This window comes from Nocardiopsis sp. MG754419, from assembly GCF_018207095.1.
GTDB lineage: Bacteria > Actinomycetota > Actinomycetes > Streptosporangiales > Streptosporangiaceae > Nocardiopsis.
On the sequence record NZ_QOCZ01000128.1, the window covers coordinates 1 to 15,586 of the forward strand.

Consider the following 15,586-nt stretch of genomic DNA (forward strand, 5'->3'; position numbering starts at 1 on the left):
CGTGTGCCCTGCCCCGAGGGGACGGGGCAGGGCACACGTGCGCGGGGGTCAGGCGCCGGCGTGGGAGTTCTGACGGATCTCCTCGTGACCGGGGCCCGGGGACGGGGTGTTCGCGCGCAGGAGGGGGCGCAGCAGGGGGACCTCGGCGAGCCGGTCGACGACGAAGGTCATCGGGCGGGCCGCGAGGAGCGAGACCAGCGTGGCGACGATGGCGCCGACGAGCAGGCCCACGGTGACGTCGTGCGGGTAGTGGGCGCCGACGAAGACCCGGGAGAAGGCCTCCAGGACGGCGAACACGACGGCCGCGACGGCGAAGCGACGCCAGGCGACGATCACCGCGGCGGCGGCCGCCCCGGCGATGGCGGCGTGGTTGCTGGGGAAGGACCAGTCGCCGATCGGGTCGCAGGTGGCGATCACGGTCAGGTCGGTCATGGCCTGGCAGGGCCGCAGCTGTTGGAAGAACGACTTGATCGTCACGCTGACGACGTAGGCGATGACGGTCGCCACCGGGGCGAAGAGGGCCAGGCCGACCCGGCGCGAGCCGACGGACCTGGCCTTCCACCAGGCCATGAGGAACAGGATCGCGAAGACGCCGAGGAACAGGTCGGTGCCCAGTTCGGCGGCGGTCTGCATCCAGGGGTCGAGTCCGGCCGCGAACTCGATCACCGCCCGCGACCAGGTGGCGCTGATGGCGAAGATCTCGGAGACCATCTCTCTCCATTGGGGTCGTACGGGGAGAAGAGTCGCTCGGGCGGCAGGGGGATGCCGGGCGACGTCCCGGTGACGGGACTCCCACGGGCGAATGACGGGAAGTCCTTATCCTGTCATCAACCGGGGGTCCACAGAGCCGTACGGCGGGGAATCCGGCGAAAGAGTGCGCGCGGATCGGCCCCGCGGACAGGCGACCCCGGCACGGCCGGCGGGGACCACCGACGAGTGATTCAGGCGTGTCCACCCGACCCCCCACACCCACACCCACAGAGCGGAGCCGTCATGACCACGACCTTCACCACGGCGGACCTGATCGACGACCACGGCGACACCCTGCGCAGTTGCTCCACCCAGTTCCGGCGGTACGGAGGGCACGCGGTCTTCTCCGGACCGATCCGCACCGTGCGCTGTCACGAGGACAACGGCCTGGTCAAGCGGGTCCTCAACACCCCGGGGGACGGCGCGGTGCTGGTGGTCGACGGGGGAGGCTCGCTGCGCAGCGCCCTGATGGGCGACAAGATCGCGGAATCGGCGGTGCGCCACGGCTGGGCCGGCGTGGTGATCCACGGTGCGGTGCGCGACACGGTCGCCCTCGGGACGTTGGAGCTCGGCGTCAAGGCGCTGGGCGCCAACCCGCGCACGTCCCTGAAGGACGAGGCCGGGCGCCTGGACGTCCCGGTCACCTTCGGCGACGTCACGTTCGCCCCCGGCGAGTGGCTCTACAGCGACCACGACGGCATCGTCGTCAACGCGACGAGGATCTGAGACGAAGCGGACGTGAACTGCGGGGACCCCTGCTACACCCCCGCAGTTCACATCATCATTCCATTCAGACTTCTCGGGCACTGCTCCGGACGATGGACAGGGCCACCGCCGCCACCGTGAGCACCGCGGTGAGCGCAGCCGCCGGGGCGAGGTCGGCGAACGCCCCTCCCGTCGACGGCAGGAGCACCGCCCGCACGAGGGCGCCGGTCGACCACGCGTCGAGAGCCGGGATCGCACCGATACCGGCGACCACCACCAGCACACCGATCGACAGTCCGACGGTGGCGAGCGCGCTCCGGACCACGGTCGAGGCCAAGGCGACCACCCCGACGACGAAGGCCAGGTAGAGACCGCCCGGCACCGCCCCCGCCAGCGTCGCCGGCGGCGGTGCGGGGTCGAAGAGCAGGGAGGTGAGGGACCAGGCGACCGTGACACCCACCAGGTGGGCGACGAACGCGGCCGCGGCGGGCACGACGACGCGGGGCAGGATCAGGTCCGCCATGCGGGCGACCCGGGAGCGGTAGAAGACCGACCGGCCGGGGCTCGCGTCCACCGTCAGCGACGCGGTCGCCACCAACACCACGAGGAGCACCCCCAAGGGCATGACGAACTCCACGTAGGAGCCCAGGGCGTCGGCGGCGGACATCGGCGGGATCTCCAGGTCCATCGCCGCCAGATCCCCACCCGGATCCGCCAGCCCGAGGAGGTCCTCCATGAAGAACGTCAGGACGGGTGCGACCACCCCGAAGGCCGCGAAGGCCGCCACCAGGAGGAGCAGGGTGTGCGTGCGGAGCAGCCGCGTGGTCTCCAGTCGGTAGAGCGTGCCGTTCATCGTGCCGTCCTGTTCGTGAGGGAGAGGAACATCGATTCCAGGTCCGGTGTGTGACCGCTCATGGCCACCAGCGGCACCCCGTGCTCGGCGAGCAGGCGGGGGATCCCCGACTCGCCGGCCGCGGCGTCCACGGCCTCCAGGTAGACACAGTCGGCCTCGACCCGGGACACGTGGGTGACCCAGCCCTCGGCGGCCAGGAGCGCGGCGAGGTGGTCGGCGCGTTCGCGTACCCGAACGTGCCAGGCCGCGGGGCGGCCCTGGTCGGCGATGTCGGACACGGGTCCCTGGTGGACCACCCGGCCCCGGACCAGCAGCACGACGTCGTCGCAGACCCGTTGCACGTCGCCCAGCAGATGGCTCGCGAGGATGACCGTGCACTCGCCCCGCAGCGAGGTGATGAGGTCGAGCACGTCCACCCGGCCCTGGGGGTCGAGCCCGGAGGCGGGCTCGTCGAGGATGAGCACGTCGGGCCGGCACACCAGGGCCGCGGCGAGCCCCAGGCGTTGCCGCATGCCCCGGGAGAAACGGCCGTTGCGGCGGTCGGCGGCCTCGGCCAGCCCCACCCGGTCCAGGGCGCCGGCGACCGCGCCGGGACCCACGTCGGCCCCGGCCATGCGCGCGCTGAGGGCGACCACCTCCGACGCGGTCAGCCACGGCTCGAAGTCGGGCACGTCCGGGCAGAGCAGGATCCGACCGCCGTCGGTGCGCACCCTCCCGCTTGCGGGGGCCCGGGTCCCGGCGAGAATCGACAACAGCGTGGTCTTTCCCGCGCCATTGGGTCCGACGACGCCGAAAACGCGCCCCCGGGGAACGGAGAGGTCGACATCGAGGATTCCGGTGTCGCCCCCATAGGTTCGGGTGAGTTTCTCCGTGGTGATCACATTCGGGGTTCGCACAGGCCACTCCCTTGGTTCTTCCGTCATTTCCGTTCCTCCGCGCGGGGAACGGCGCGACCGGCGAGGATCACGGGGCCCACGAGCACCATCGACGCGGCCGCGACGACCGGGCCGGGCAGGAGGAACGCCGCCGCGGCCGAGAGCACCCCGAGCAGGCCCACCACCACACCCACCGCCACCCGGGCGCGGTGCCACCGGCGCGCGGGTGCGCCGTCCCGCCCCGCCTCCACCCGGAGGAGCGGGACGATCAGCCCCATCCCCACGAGGAAGGCCGCGACGCTCAGCGCGATCAGACGATCGGCCGACGCCTCCGGCATACGACCTGCCGCGTCGTGCAGCGCTACGGTGTGCACGGTCGCGAGCAGCAGGGCCATGAGCAGCAGGAAGAGGTTCAGCACCCGCCGCAATGAGGGTGACGACCACGGGACGGCACGTCCCGGCGCCCGTTGGAAGCCCGAGCCCACCCGCACCACCAGCGCGAACACCCCCACCAGCAGCAGGGCCGCGAGCGGCAGGACCGACACGAAGACCCCGCGGGGCACGGTGGAGGGAGCCCCGTCGAGGTCGCGCTCGCCGGAGGGCACCGGGTCGGGCAGGGCCGACCACAGGTGGACCGACACCAGCCCCATGAACGCCACCGCGGCGATCGCGGCCACGGTTCCCGCACGGGGAAAGGGAATGCTCCGACCGCCCTCCGCGCATTCCGCACCGTCCATGGTCCGCTCCGTTTCCTCGCCTTGTGGAAAGGAACGCTAAAGCGCGTGGCGGCCGCGCCACATCGGCCCCGAGGAACGCTCCGGTCATGGATCGCACCGGCCTTTCCCCATGCCGGAGGTCATGGCCCGGAGCATGCCCCGAACATGACCGCTCCCCGATTCCCGGCGCCGTTCCCGCGGCTACCCTCGAGCAATGACGAACAACGGACGGCTCCCCGACCTGTCCTCCTGGGTCGCCCTGCGCGGAGACCGCCCTCCCCGGGCCTTGGACATGCTCTTCTGGACGGCGATCCTCACCACGGTGCTCGTGATCGGGGCGGCCCTCCTCTTCGGCGGGGTCGACGAGATCCGGCGGGCGGGCCCCGTGATGGTCGGGTACGTCGTCTCCAGCCTGGTGGGGGTTGCCCTGTCCTGCGTGCTGTGGCCGTTCCTGCGCTGGAGCCCCGGCGCCTCCTGGTCGGGGCGCGCGACCAGCCTGGCCTTCCTCCTGCTGAGCCTGGCCACGATGTTCATCAGCAACCACACCACCCTGCTGGTCGTATGCGTGGCGGCGATGAACGCCGTGGCCGTCTTCGGGGTCTCCGGGCTGCTCGGCTACACGGCCCTCATCACCGTGTTCTCGATGACGGCGATCGTCGTCCCCGGTGAGCCCCTCCTCGTCGGCGTCGCGCTGGCCGTCGGCCTGACCATGCTCGCCCTCGTGTCCGGCATGGCGTACATGGCGCTGGTGGTCTCCGGCGAACGCGCCGAACGCACCCGGGAACTCCTCGCCGAACTGGAACGCACCCACGCCGAACTGCGCCGGCACACCGAGCGGGTACGGGAGCTGACGGTCGCCGAGGAACGGGCCCGGATGTCCCGCGAGATGCACGACAGCACCGGGCACTACCTGACCGCCCTGACCATGGCCCTGTCCAACGCCCTGCGCTTTCGCACGGCCCGCCCCGAGGCCGCCTGGGAGGAGGTCGAACAGGCCCGCGCGCTGGCCCGTGACGCCCTCACCGACGCCCGTCGCTGGGTGCGCGCGCTGCGCCCGCTCAGGTTGGAGGGGCGGGCCGGGACCGCCGCGATGCGCGCGCTCACGGAGTCCTTCGCCGGGGGCGGCGTGCGCATCGACTTCACCGAGGTCGGCACGTGGCGGGGGCTCGCCGAGGAGAACGAACTGGTCTGTTACCGGGCCCTGCAGGAGGGGCTGACCAACGCGATGCGCCACGCGGGCGCGGACCTGGTGGAGGTGACGGTGGCGTCCGCGCCCGACCAGGTGGAGGTGACGGTCGCCGACAACGGTTCCGGCGCCCCGGAGGACGCCGCCGACGCCGGTTTCGGGCTGCGCGGTCTGCGCGAGCGGGTGTCGGCGGTGGCGGGATCGATGACCGCCGGGAACGCTCCCGGCGGGGGCTTCCGGCTCCGGGTCGCGGTGCCCACCGCGCACGTGAGGAACGGCCCGCCCGCTACGGTGACCATCGGAGGTGGGGCGTGAACACGGTGTCGGTCCTGGTCGTGGACGACCAGATCCTGCTGCGTCAGGGGCTGCGCAAGCTCCTGGAGATCGAGGAGGGCATCGAGGTCGTCGGGGAGGCCACCGACGGACTCGACGCGCTGGACTTCCTGACCGCCGGTCCGCCTCCGGACGTGGCCCTCGTGGACGCCAGGATGCCGCGCATGGACGGGAGGGAGCTCATCGGCAGGATGCGCCGTGAGCACCCCGGGGTGCCCGCCCTGGTGCTCACCACCTTCGACGACGACGAACTCGTGCTGGGCTGCCTGCGCGCCGGAGCCCGCGGCTACCTGCTCAAGGACGTGCCGCCCGAGGAGCTCGTGGCGGCGATCCACCGGGTGGCCGCCGGCGCGACCGTGCTGGGCGGTCCGGCCGCCGAACGGCTGGTCGCGGCGCTCAACGACCCCGCTCCCCCGGCGGTCCCGCGCGAGGTGCTGTCCGAACGGGAGTCGGAGGTGGCCCGGCTGGTGGGCGCGGGCGCCACGAACCGGGAGATCGCACGGTCGCTGTTCATCACCGAGGGCACGGCCAAGAACCACGTCACCAGCATCCTGCGCAAGCTGGACCTGCGCGACCGCACGGCTCTGGCCCTGTGGGTCCGCGAACACGGCGACCGACCCCCGAGAGGCGGGGCCCGTTCCGGGAACCGCTCAGGATCCGGCGGAGAACTCCTCGCTGGCGTCGGCCAGGATGTCCAGGACGGCGATGGGGTCCGGAAGCAGAGCGGTGCCCTCGGCCTCACGGGGCGCGCGGATCCAGGTGACGCGGCCGCCCGAGGCCAGGAGTGAGGGTGCGCCGAGGATGAAGCTGTCCCGGCAGTGCCAGCGCAGACCGGGCATCGCCTCGACGGCCTCGGGCACGCAGTCCAGGTGGCAGGACCACCACTCGTCCTCGTCCATCGGCGAGCGGGTGGCCACGAAGAACAGGTAGCGCGAGTCCAGAGCGGCCACCGGACCCGCGGGGACGCCCCGCCGGCCCATGCGGGCCAGTGCCATCACACCGGCCTCGCGCGGCACGTCCAGCACGTCGAAGACCCGACCGGTCGGCAACACCACGTTCGCCTGCGGATCGGCGGCCCACCACCGGCGGATCGTGGCGGCGTCGGTACTGGCCTCCACACCCCAGGCCGCGGTGACCGGATGCGCGGCCGGGTCGGGACACCCCATCCGGTCGCAGGTGCACGCCCGGTCCTCCCCCGGCGCGGTTCCCCGGACCACCGGCCAGCCCAGAGCGGCGTAGCGCAGTGCCGACTCCACCATGCTGTCGGTGGCGTGGCGGCGTTTCCGGCGGTACAACACGTCGGCCATCTGAGCTCCCGGTCGTGATCGGTGCGGACGCGGCCGGAGCGAGGTGGGCCCGAACGCCCGGCGACCGCGACCGGGGCGAAAGCCGTGTGCGTGTCAGCGCAGCAGGCGTGCCGCCTCGGTGGCCCAGTACGTGAGGATCTGTTCGGCCCCCGCGCGCCGGTAGGAGGTCAGGGTCTCCAGGATCGCCCGTTCCCGGTCGAGCCATCCCTTCTCCGCCGCGGCCTCGATCATCGCGTACTCACCGCTGACCTGATAGGCGGACACGGGGACCGGGGAGGACTCGGCCACTCTGGCCACCACGTCGAGGTAGGCCAGGCCCGGTTTGACCATCACCATGTCGGCGCCCTCGGCGACGTCCAGGGCGACCTCGCGCAGCGCCTCCCGGACGTTGCCGGGGTCCTGCTGGTAACCGGAACGGTCACCGAACTGCGGAGCACCCTCGGCGGCCTCCCGGAAGGGCCCGTAGAACACCGACGCGTACTTGGCGGCGTAGGCCAGGATCGGCACGTGTGCGTGGCCGGCCCGGTCCAGGCCGTCGCGGATCGCCGCGACCTGGCCGTCCATCATGCCGCTGGGCGCGACCACCGCGGCGCCCGCCTCGGCCTGAGCGGCCGCGATCGACGCGTACCGCTCCAGGGTGAGGTCGTTGTTCACGTGCCCGTCGGACTCCAGCGGACCACAGTGGCCGTGGTCGGTGTACTCGCACAGGCACAGGTCGGCCATGACGACGATGTCGTCACCGACCTCGGCGGCCAGATCGCGCAGGGCCACCTGCACCACGCCATCGGGGTCGTCGGCCTGGGACCCGACGGAGTCCTTGTGCTCGGGGATCCCGAAGAGCATCAGACCGCCGACCCCGGCCTCGACCGCCTCGTGGGCGGCCTTGCGCAGACTGTCCCGGGTGTGCTGCACCTGACCGGGCATGGAGGAGATCGCCACCGGCGCGGTGAGCCCCTCCTTCACGAACATCGGCAGGATGAGGTTCTCCGGGAGCACCCGCGTCTCGGAGACCAGGCGACGCAGCGCCGGGCCTCGGCGCAGGCGACGCGGCCGGGCGACGGGGAACGCGGCATCGTGGTCGGCGGAGGTCATGGATGCTCCCGGATCGTGGACTGGAGTCTGGGCGTGGTGGTCGGGCGTCGACGCGGAGCGCGGGCGTCGCTCAGAGCTTGCGGCGGCGACCGCGACGCTTCTGGCTCGGCTTCAGGACGGGCTTTCCGGCGTCGATCGCCTCCCGACGCTTGGCGGCACCGTACTCCGAAAGCGCCTCCGCGAGGGCCGAAACGGAGGCTTTGGGGGCCACCACGTCGACACGCAGGCCGAACTCGATGGCGGTCTTCTCGGTCTCGGGGCCGATCACCGCGATGGCGGTGGTGTTGTGCGGCTTACCGGCGATGCCCACCAGGTTGCGCACCGTCGAGGAGGAGGTGAAGAGCACGGCGTCGAAGCCGCCGCCCTTGATCGCCTCACGGACCGGCTGGGGCGGGGGCGCGGCGCGCACGGTGCGGTAGGCCGTGACGTCGTCGATCTCCCATCCCAGACCGTCGAGGCCCGCGGCCAGGGTCTCGGTGGCGATGTCGGCGCGCGGCAGCAGCACCCGCTCGATGGGGTCGATCTCGGCGTCGTAGGGCGGCCACACCGACACCAGGCCCTTGCTGGACTGGGCGTCCTGCGGCGGCTCCAGGTCGGGCTGGATGCCGAAGTCACGGACGGCCTGCGCGGTGGCCTCGCCGACCACGGCGACCTTGACGCCGGCGAAGGCCCGCGCGTCCAGGCCGTAGGACTCCAGGCGCTCGCGGATGGCCTTGACGGCGTTGACCGAGGTGAAGGCGACCCACTGGTAGCGGCCGGTGACCAGGCCGCGCACCGCGCGCTCCATCTGCTGCGGGGTCCGGGGCGGCTCCACCGAGATGGTGGGCACCTCCTCGGGCACCGCGCCGTAGTTGCGCAGCTGGTCGGACAGGGAGGCGGCCTGTTCCTTGGTGCGGGGCACCAGCACCCGCCATCCGAACAGCGGGCGGGTCTCGTACCAGGACAGGTCGGCCTGGCGGGCCACGGGAGCGCCGACGATCATCAGCGCGGGGGCCGTGACGTGGTGGTTCTTGGCGTCGGTGGACTTGAGCTCGGCCACCAGGCGGGCCAGCGTGGAGGTCACGGTGGTCTGTCGGGTGGTCCCGCCGGCGCGCACGACGGCGACGGGGGTGGTGGCCGGACGGCCGGCCGCGATGAGGCTCTTGCACACCACGTCGAAACCGGGTCCCTGGTGCTCGACCGCCTCGCCCGCGGGGGCGTCCGCGCCCAGGATGACCAGGGGCGCGTCACCGGCCGCGGACTCCTGCCAGTCGACCTCCTTGCCGCCGTGCGGACGGGCGTGCAGGATGCGCAGCTCGGGGACGCCGTCGCCGAGCAGCGGGACACCGCCGAACGTGGGCACGGAGGTCACCGAGGAGACGCCGGGGGCCACCTCGACCTCGATCCCCGCCTCCTTGCAGGCGGCGACGAGCTCGCCGCCCCGGCAGCCGAACAACGGGTCGCCGGAGTACATCCGCACCACACGAAGACCCTCACGGGCGCGGGAGAGCACGAGCGTCTCGACGTCACCGCCGCAGTCGGCGGCCTCCACCACCGACACGTCCTCACTGCACAGGGCCAACAGCTCCTGCCGGAAGGGGGAGAGTTCCTCGGCGCCGGGCTCGCGCGGGGGGATGACCACGTCGGCACGGCGCAGGAGCTCGGCCCCGCGCAGGGTCAGCAGCTCGGCACCCCCCGGACCGGATCCGACCAGGGCGACGTGACCCGGCTCGCGCGTGCTGTGACGCGACTCCTCCGGATGGGGGTTGGCGTTGGCGTTCACGTACTCGCTCCTCGTGCTGTGGGCCGCCCGCGTCCCGGTGCGCGGAGTTCCGGGGCGGTGATGGGCGGGGCGACCCGCGCGGGTGTTCCCGACAGCGGCCGACGCCGCCCGGGTGGTCTCTAGAGGTCGTCCCTCTCGGCGAAGGCCTCGGCCACGATACGGTCCGCGCCCTCGGCGATCATGTGCCGGGCCAGGTCACGGCCGAGCGCGACGGCCGTGTCCAGGTCCACGGGCGAGGCCAGGTCCACGGTCTGCTCGCGGCGCACAGCGGTGGAACCGTTGGTGGCGACCACGGCCGCGCGCAGCCGGAGACGGCCCTCCGCGTACTCGCCGTAGGCACCGACCGGTGCGGCGCAGCCGGCCTCGAGTTCGGCGAGGACGGTGCGCTCGGCGACGACCTCGGCGCGGGTCGGCGCGTGGTCGACCGCGGAAAGGTAGGCGAGGTCGCCGTCGGCGCGTTCGGCGCGGCACTCCACGGCGAGGGCTCCCTGACCGGGCGCCGGCAGCATCTGCTCGGGTTCGAACACGTCGGTGACGTCGTCGCGACGGCCCACCCGACCGAGGCCGGCGTAGGCCAGGACCACGGCGTCGAGTTCGCCGGAGGTCACCTTGCCCAGTCGCGTCTCGGCGTTGCCGCGGATGGGCACGTAGACCAGGTCCGGGCGCAGCGCGGCCAGCTGGGCGACGCGGCGGGGGGAGCCGGTGCCGATCGTGGACCCGGCGGGCAGGTCGGCGAACTTGAGCCCGTCACGCGCGCACAGGGCGTCGCGAGGGTCGTCGCGTTCGGGGATGGCGGCCAGGACCAGGCCGTCGGCGGGGGCCGTGGGCAGGTCCTTGAGCGAGTGCACCGCGAAGTCGATGGTGTCGGCGACCAGTTCGTCGCGCAGCGCGTTGACGAACACCCCGGTGCCGCCGAGCTGCGTCAGGTGCGCCTTGGTGACGTCACCGAAGCTGGTGATCAGCTCCAGCTCGATGGCCCGACCGGTCCGCTCGGTGATCGCGTCCGCGACCCCCTGGGACTGGGTGGTGGCCATGGTGCTGCGACGGGTGCCGAGCCTGGCGGGTGTGGCGTTCATGCCTTCTCCTGTGCGGTCCGCGCGGCGTCGGGCCGCACGGGGTCGGCCACCGTGAGCGGGGCCTGCGGGGTGTGCGTGCTCTGGGGGTCGAGGTCGAACAGCCGACGCAGCGCGGTCTCGTAGGACTCCCCGTCGGGGGACCTGGCCAGTTCCTTGACCCGCACCGTGGGACGGTGCAGCAGTTTGTCGGCGACGCGGCGCATGGCGCGGCCGATCTCCTCGCGCGTGCGGTCGTCGATGTCGTCGGGGAGCCGCCCGTGCAGACGGGCGAGTTCGGTCTCGACGACGTCGCGGGCCTGGGAGCGCAGGGCGACGACGGTGGGGGCGACCTGGTCGGCCCGGCGCACCGCCTGGAACTCGCCGACCTCCTCCTCGACGATCCCGCGTACGAGGTCGACCGCGCCGGAACGGCCCGGGTCGGTCTCCGTGCCGGTGGCGGCGGCCTGGCGCAGGTCCTCGATGTCCACGAGGCGGACGAAGTCGCGCTCGCGGACGGCGGGGTCGATGTCGCGGGGCAGGGCCAGGTCGAGGAAGACGAGCGGCCGGGTGCGCCCCTCGGTGGAGGCGGCCACCGTGTCGGCGGTCAGGACCAACCCCTGGGCGCCGGTGCAGGAGATGACGAGGTCGACGTCGGCGAGGGCCCGGGCGGCGTCCTCGAAGGGGACGGTGCGGGCGTTCACGGTGTCGTAGGCCTCGTTGAGGCACTCGGCCAGACGTGCGGCGCGCTCATGGGTGCGGTTGGCGACGATGACCGTGCCGGCACCCTGACGGGCGACGGTGTTGGCGGACAGGGCGCTCATGGAGCCCGCGCCGAGGATGAGCACGCGGGTACCGGTGAGGGGGCCCGCGGGGAGTTCGGCGCTGAGGGTGCGCGGTACCTCGGCGACCGTCTCCGGGGCGCCCTGGCCGGACATGGGGCATCCGGCGGGCGGGGTGACGGCGGCGACGGGCGTGCCGGGTCTGGGCGTGACCGCGAGGTCGCGGGTGGCGACGGTGAGCCCGAACCCGACCATGTCGGCGCCGGCGTGGTCGAGGTGGGTCTCGGTGTGGGCGCGCTTGCCCACGCGCAGGGCGCGCTGGCCGAGGTCGTTGAGGACCCGACCCACGGAGCCGGTCTCCTGCCCGCCCTTGAGGGCGTCGCGGACCTGGCCGAGGATCTGCCCCTCGCCGACGACCATCGAGTCGAGTCCGCAGGTGACGGAGAACAGGTGCTGGACGGCCCGGTCGTCGTAGTGGGTGTAGATGTGCTCGGAGAGCTCGGCGAGGCTGACCCCGGTGTGCCAGGAGAGGAGTTCGGTGATGGCCGCGACCCCGACGTGGTAGCCCTCGACGTCGGCGTAGATCTCCGTGCGGTTGCACGTGGAGACCACCATGACCTCGTTGACCGCGTCGGAACCGACCATCTCCCCGACCGCCTTGGTACGCGTCTCCCCGTTCAGCGCGACACGTTCGAGCAGCGCCACCGGTGAACTCCGGTGGCTCAACCCCACGGCCAGGACACTCATCCGCACTCCAATGCAGGCACTTATGCAGGCTCTATGCCTATCCATGTTCGGGTAGGACCGAGGACCCCCGCCGTCAGCCCCCCGAAACGCGGCGTACGCTCGCTCTTCGCCACCGCCTGTACGGGCCCGAAGGACCCTGGTGTCTATGTCACTTCCAGCCCCGCCCGCTCCGCGTCACGGCCGTCGCCGTCGGCCCTGCGCTGCGCGTGGAAGGCGAGGATCTGGAGTTCGATGGACAAGTCGACCTTACGCACATCGACCCCGTCCGGCACATTGAGCACGACGGGAGCGAAGTTGAGGACGCTGGTCACCCCCGCCTCGACGAAGCGGCTGGCCACCCCCTGGGCCGAGCCGGCCGGTGTGGCGATGACCCCGATCGACACGCCCTTGTCCCGGACAACCTCCTCCAGGTTGTCAATATGCCGCACGCTCAGGGACGCCACGGTCCGTCCGACCACGTCGGGGTCGGCGTCGAGCAGGGCCGCGATCCGGAAACCACGGGTACCGAATCCCCCGTAGTTGGCCAGAGCGCGCCCCAGGTTGCCGATGCCGACGATGGCGACGGACCAGTCCTGAGTGAGACCAAGCTCACGCGAGATCTGGTAGACGAGATACTCCACCTCGTACCCGACCCCCCGCGTCCCATAGGACCCCAGGTGCGACAGGTCCTTGCGGAGCTTCGCCGAGTTCACGCCCGCGGCCCCGGCCAACGCCTCGGAGGAGACCGTGGCGGTTCCGCGCTCCTGGAGCGCCTGCAGGGCGCGCAGGTACACCGGGAGGCGGGCGACGGTGGCCTCCGGGATGCCCCTCTCCCGGGGGCGAGGCGGGCGACTGATCACAGGCGAACGCTCCAGGGGGCGATCGGTGCGGGCGGGGGTGCGGGCCACGCCCGTCCCCGGCCATCGGCCACCGGATCCGCGCGCCTCCCCCGACCTACGGGTGGTACGGGACCTCCAGATTACGTGCTTGTGAAAGCACGCACAAAGTGGGGTGCCGTGTGACGTCCGTCGAACGAGTTCACACAAATCAGCCCCTCCGCGACCACCGCGAAACGAGAGATCACAACGGCCGCATTCCGGACGGACGAGAAAAGCACCGCCCCCATTCACGACGCCGAAGGGGCGCCGTGGGGCCCGATACGCCGGCCGCTGAAGCGCGCGGGACGGAAGGGAGAACGGGACGGCCGAAGCGCACCTCACCCCTTCAGGGCCGAACGCAATCGTTCCTCCGACACCCTCCAGAAATCATGGCGTCGACCGTCGACGAAGGTCACCGGGATCTTGTCCCAGTACTCCTCCCGGTCGGCCTCGGAGACCGCCTCCAGCGACTCCTCCGCCCGGTCCACCCCGAGCTCGTCCGCCACCCGGCCGATCACCGACCACGCGTCCTCGCACAGATGGCACCCCGGCCTGCCGAGCATCACCACGCGCGCCTTCCCCGCCCATGCCGGGATTTCCTTCATGTTTCGCTCCGATTCCACGTGCTTTTCCGGCCCTTCATCCGCCGGCGAAGGGCGGTAGGACCTCGATCACAGTCCCCTCCGTGACCGTGAGCTCACCGTGGGCCCTCTTCCCCACCGGGCGTTCGTCGACCAGGATCGACGAAGCACCGAGTACGCGCTGGAAGCGGTCGTCGGGGTGGAGCCGACGCGCCGATTCGAGAGCGTTCTGAAGCGTGTCCGCGTCCAGCGTGTCCTCGGCCGTTCCGGCCGCGTCCTTCGCCGACGCCCAGTACCTGATAGTGCACTTCGCCATCTGTTGATTATCCTTGGTGTTGCTCGGAGGCGACGTATTAAACAAATCTTCACCGAGGGCAATGGCGCCTTCGATCGCCCGCCGCGTGCGGGCCGACGAGAAGAGACGCATGAGCCACCTGCTGCTACTGACGAACTCGAACGAACCGTCCGACCATGTCCTTCCCGCTCTCGGACTCCTCCTGCACTCGGTGCGGGTGGCGCCCGCGGAGGCCGGCGCTCTGCTCGCATCCGGAGCCGGCGGAGGCTCCGGGGCCCCGATCGACGCCATTCTGGTCGATGCCCGCACGGACCTCGCGGCCGCCCGTAACTTCTGTCGCCTGCTCGACACCACCGGACTCGACTGCCCGCTGCTGGTCGTGCTCACCGAGGGGGGCGTCGCGGCGCTGACCCCCGACTGGCAGGTCGACGACTTCGTCCTGGTCACCGCCGGGCCCGCAGAGGTCGAGGCGCGCCTGCGCCTGGCCGTCGGGGCCGCAGAGGCGGGTAACGACGACCCGGACGAGATCCGCCGCGGCGACCTGGTGATCGACGAGGCCACCTACATCGCCCGCCTGCGCGGCCGCATCCTCGACCTCACCTTCAAGGAGTTCGAACTGCTCAAGTTCCTGGCGCAGCACCCCGGCCGGGTGTTCACCAGGGCCCAACTGCTCCAGGAGGTCTGGGGCTACGACTACTTCGGCGGCACCCGGACCATCGACGTCCACGTGCGGCGACTGCGCGCCAAGCTCGGCTCGGAGTACGAGTCGCTGATCGGCACCGTCCGCAACGTCGGCTACCGCTTCGTCCCGGACCCCGTCAACAAGTCGTCCTCGACCGCCACGACCACCACGCCCTCCGAGCAGCTGCCCGCCGCCCGATCCGCGGAGGCCGGGGCCAAGTAGGCCTCGACCACCCTCACCCCGGGGCGTCCGCGTTCGCGCGAAGGCGCCCCGGAGTCCTCTCAGGGGCGCGCGTCCCGCGGGGAACGGCGTTCGGAAGAACGCTGGGGAAACCGTCGTTCGGGGGGCTCGTGCTCCGCGTCCGCACGCCCTAAGATCGGTCTCGCGTCCGGTGGGTCACGGCAGGCGCGGCGGAAGCCGCCGGGCGCGGAACGAGTCGCACTGGCGCGCCACCGCAAGGAGTGAGATCGCACCGATGCCCGTCCCCGCCGCCACGCACACCGCACCCTCGGTCCCCTCCAGACGCCGCGTTCCCGCGTTGATCGGCGCGGCCTTCATCGGCTCCACCCTGATCGCGACGGCGGCGCCCGTCCACGCCGAGCCCAGCGGCGTGGACCTCGCCTTCGACAGTCACGAAGACACTGTCGACCCGGGACAGAGCACCGAGCCGAACGCCCTCACCGTTTCCAATCACGGTGATCTGGCCCTCTGCCTGGTCGGTCTGACGGTCACTGGTTCTCACCACGAGGCAAGGGGCTTTCCAGCCGGTGCGACTGTCGCCCCCGACGACGAGAAGTTCGACGTCGGCGAAGTCACGGCCTACCCGAGCGAAGACGCGACCGTCACCGCCACGCTGCAGTACACGCTCGCCGACGAAGCGGGCACCTGTGGCACGTCCGAGCCGCTGAGCGTCTCCTCCGGCACCTGGTCGATTCAGGTCACCGAACCCGAGCCGGAACCCGAACCCGAGCCCGAACCGGAGCCGACCCCCACCGAGTCGCCCACGGGACC

The 15,586-nt window shown here is 72.0% G+C and carries 15 protein-coding genes and 2 pseudogenes; 5 read left to right on the forward strand and 12 right to left on the reverse strand.

Going from position 1 to position 15,586, the window contains the following annotated elements:
• Positions 1–48 precede the first annotated feature (48 nt).
• A complete protein-coding gene (locus tag DSY14_RS21050; RefSeq protein WP_211718333.1) occupies positions 49–711 on the reverse strand; it encodes a phosphatase PAP2 family protein in 663 nt (220 codons plus the stop codon).
• 282 nt (positions 712–993) lie between these two features.
• Between DSY14_RS21050 and rraA the strand changes: the two genes are divergently transcribed.
• A complete protein-coding gene (gene rraA / locus DSY14_RS21055; RefSeq protein WP_211718334.1) occupies positions 994–1,476 on the forward strand; it encodes a ribonuclease E activity regulator RraA in 483 nt (160 codons plus the stop codon).
• A gap of 64 nt (positions 1,477–1,540) precedes the next feature.
• Here the strand turns inward: rraA and DSY14_RS21060 are convergent, their stop codons facing one another.
• Genes DSY14_RS21060 through DSY14_RS21070 form a run of 3 tightly spaced genes read right to left on the reverse strand, consistent with a single transcriptional unit; the run spans position 1,541 to position 3,920 of the window.
• Complete coding sequence (locus DSY14_RS21060) at positions 1,541–2,308, reverse strand: ABC transporter (protein ID WP_211718335.1); 768 nt, start codon at positions 2,306–2,308, stop codon at positions 1,541–1,543.
• Positions 2,305–3,231 carry an ABC transporter ATP-binding protein gene (locus tag DSY14_RS21065; protein WP_211718336.1) on the reverse strand — a complete coding sequence of 309 codons (927 nt, stop codon included), beginning with the start codon at positions 3,229–3,231 and terminating at the stop codon, positions 2,305–2,307. The genes DSY14_RS21060 and DSY14_RS21065 overlap by 4 nt, the downstream gene beginning before the upstream one ends.
• Positions 3,228–3,920 carry a hypothetical protein gene (locus DSY14_RS21070; RefSeq protein WP_211718337.1) on the reverse strand — a complete coding sequence of 231 codons (693 nt, stop codon included), beginning with the start codon at positions 3,918–3,920 and terminating at the stop codon, positions 3,228–3,230. Before DSY14_RS21070 ends, DSY14_RS21065 begins: the two co-directional genes overlap by 4 nt.
• A 193-nt stretch (positions 3,921–4,113) precedes the next feature.
• Between DSY14_RS21070 and DSY14_RS21075 the strand changes: the two genes are divergently transcribed.
• Positions 4,114–5,400, forward strand: a complete 1,287-nt coding sequence (locus DSY14_RS21075) for a sensor histidine kinase (protein WP_211718338.1) — start codon at positions 4,114–4,116, stop codon at positions 5,398–5,400.
• Positions 5,397–6,032: pseudogene (locus tag DSY14_RS21080) on the forward strand (response regulator); the annotation flags it as partial. The gene DSY14_RS21075 and the pseudogene DSY14_RS21080, both read left to right, overlap by 4 nt.
• A gap of 36 nt (positions 6,033–6,068) precedes the next feature.
• On the opposite strand, the gene DSY14_RS21085 reads toward DSY14_RS21080, so the two are convergent.
• The 8 genes from DSY14_RS21085 to DSY14_RS21120 all read right to left on the reverse strand — a co-directional run bounded on the left by DSY14_RS21085 (position 6,069) and on the right by DSY14_RS21120 (position 13,914).
• Complete coding sequence (locus tag DSY14_RS21085; RefSeq protein ID WP_249188221.1) at positions 6,069–6,725, reverse strand: bifunctional DNA primase/polymerase; 657 nt, start codon at positions 6,723–6,725, stop codon at positions 6,069–6,071.
• A 93-nt stretch (positions 6,726–6,818) separates the two neighbouring features.
• Positions 6,819–7,817: a porphobilinogen synthase gene (gene hemB, locus DSY14_RS21090; protein WP_211718339.1), complete on the reverse strand. Its 999-nt coding sequence runs from the start codon at positions 7,815–7,817 to the stop codon at positions 6,819–6,821.
• A gap of 70 nt (positions 7,818–7,887) precedes the next feature.
• On the reverse strand, positions 7,888–9,579 hold the full coding sequence (locus DSY14_RS21095; protein ID WP_211718340.1) for a uroporphyrinogen-III synthase: 1,692 nt from the start codon (positions 9,577–9,579) through the stop codon (positions 7,888–7,890).
• A 119-nt stretch (positions 9,580–9,698) separates the two neighbouring features.
• Entirely contained in the window at positions 9,699–10,655 is a 957-nt protein-coding gene (gene hemC / locus DSY14_RS21100) for a hydroxymethylbilane synthase (protein WP_211718341.1), read from the reverse strand.
• Positions 10,652–12,160 carry a glutamyl-tRNA reductase gene (locus DSY14_RS21105; RefSeq protein ID WP_211718342.1) on the reverse strand — a complete coding sequence of 503 codons (1,509 nt, stop codon included), beginning with the start codon at positions 12,158–12,160 and terminating at the stop codon, positions 10,652–10,654. The genes hemC and DSY14_RS21105 overlap by 4 nt, the downstream gene beginning before the upstream one ends.
• 143 nt (positions 12,161–12,303) lie before the next feature.
• The gene (locus tag DSY14_RS21110; protein WP_211718343.1) at positions 12,304–12,999 is read right to left on the reverse strand and encodes a redox-sensing transcriptional repressor Rex; all 696 of its coding nucleotides are present in this window, start codon (positions 12,997–12,999) and stop codon (positions 12,304–12,306) included.
• A 356-nt stretch (positions 13,000–13,355) separates the two neighbouring features.
• A complete protein-coding gene (locus tag DSY14_RS21115; protein WP_211718344.1) occupies positions 13,356–13,622 on the reverse strand; it encodes a glutaredoxin family protein in 267 nt (88 codons plus the stop codon).
• A gap of 34 nt (positions 13,623–13,656) precedes the next feature.
• Positions 13,657–13,914 carry a MoaD/ThiS family protein gene (locus DSY14_RS21120; protein ID WP_211718347.1) on the reverse strand — a complete coding sequence of 86 codons (258 nt, stop codon included), beginning with the start codon at positions 13,912–13,914 and terminating at the stop codon, positions 13,657–13,659.
• Between the two features lie 109 nt (positions 13,915–14,023).
• Here DSY14_RS21120 and DSY14_RS21125 point away from each other — a divergent pair, with 109 nt between their 5' ends.
• Both DSY14_RS21125 and DSY14_RS21130 read left to right on the forward strand, forming a co-directional pair.
• Complete coding sequence (locus DSY14_RS21125) at positions 14,024–14,797, forward strand: response regulator transcription factor (protein WP_211718345.1); 774 nt, start codon at positions 14,024–14,026, stop codon at positions 14,795–14,797.
• A 316-nt stretch (positions 14,798–15,113) separates the two neighbouring features.
• A pseudogene (locus DSY14_RS21130) lies at positions 15,114–15,586 on the forward strand (hypothetical protein); the annotation flags it as partial.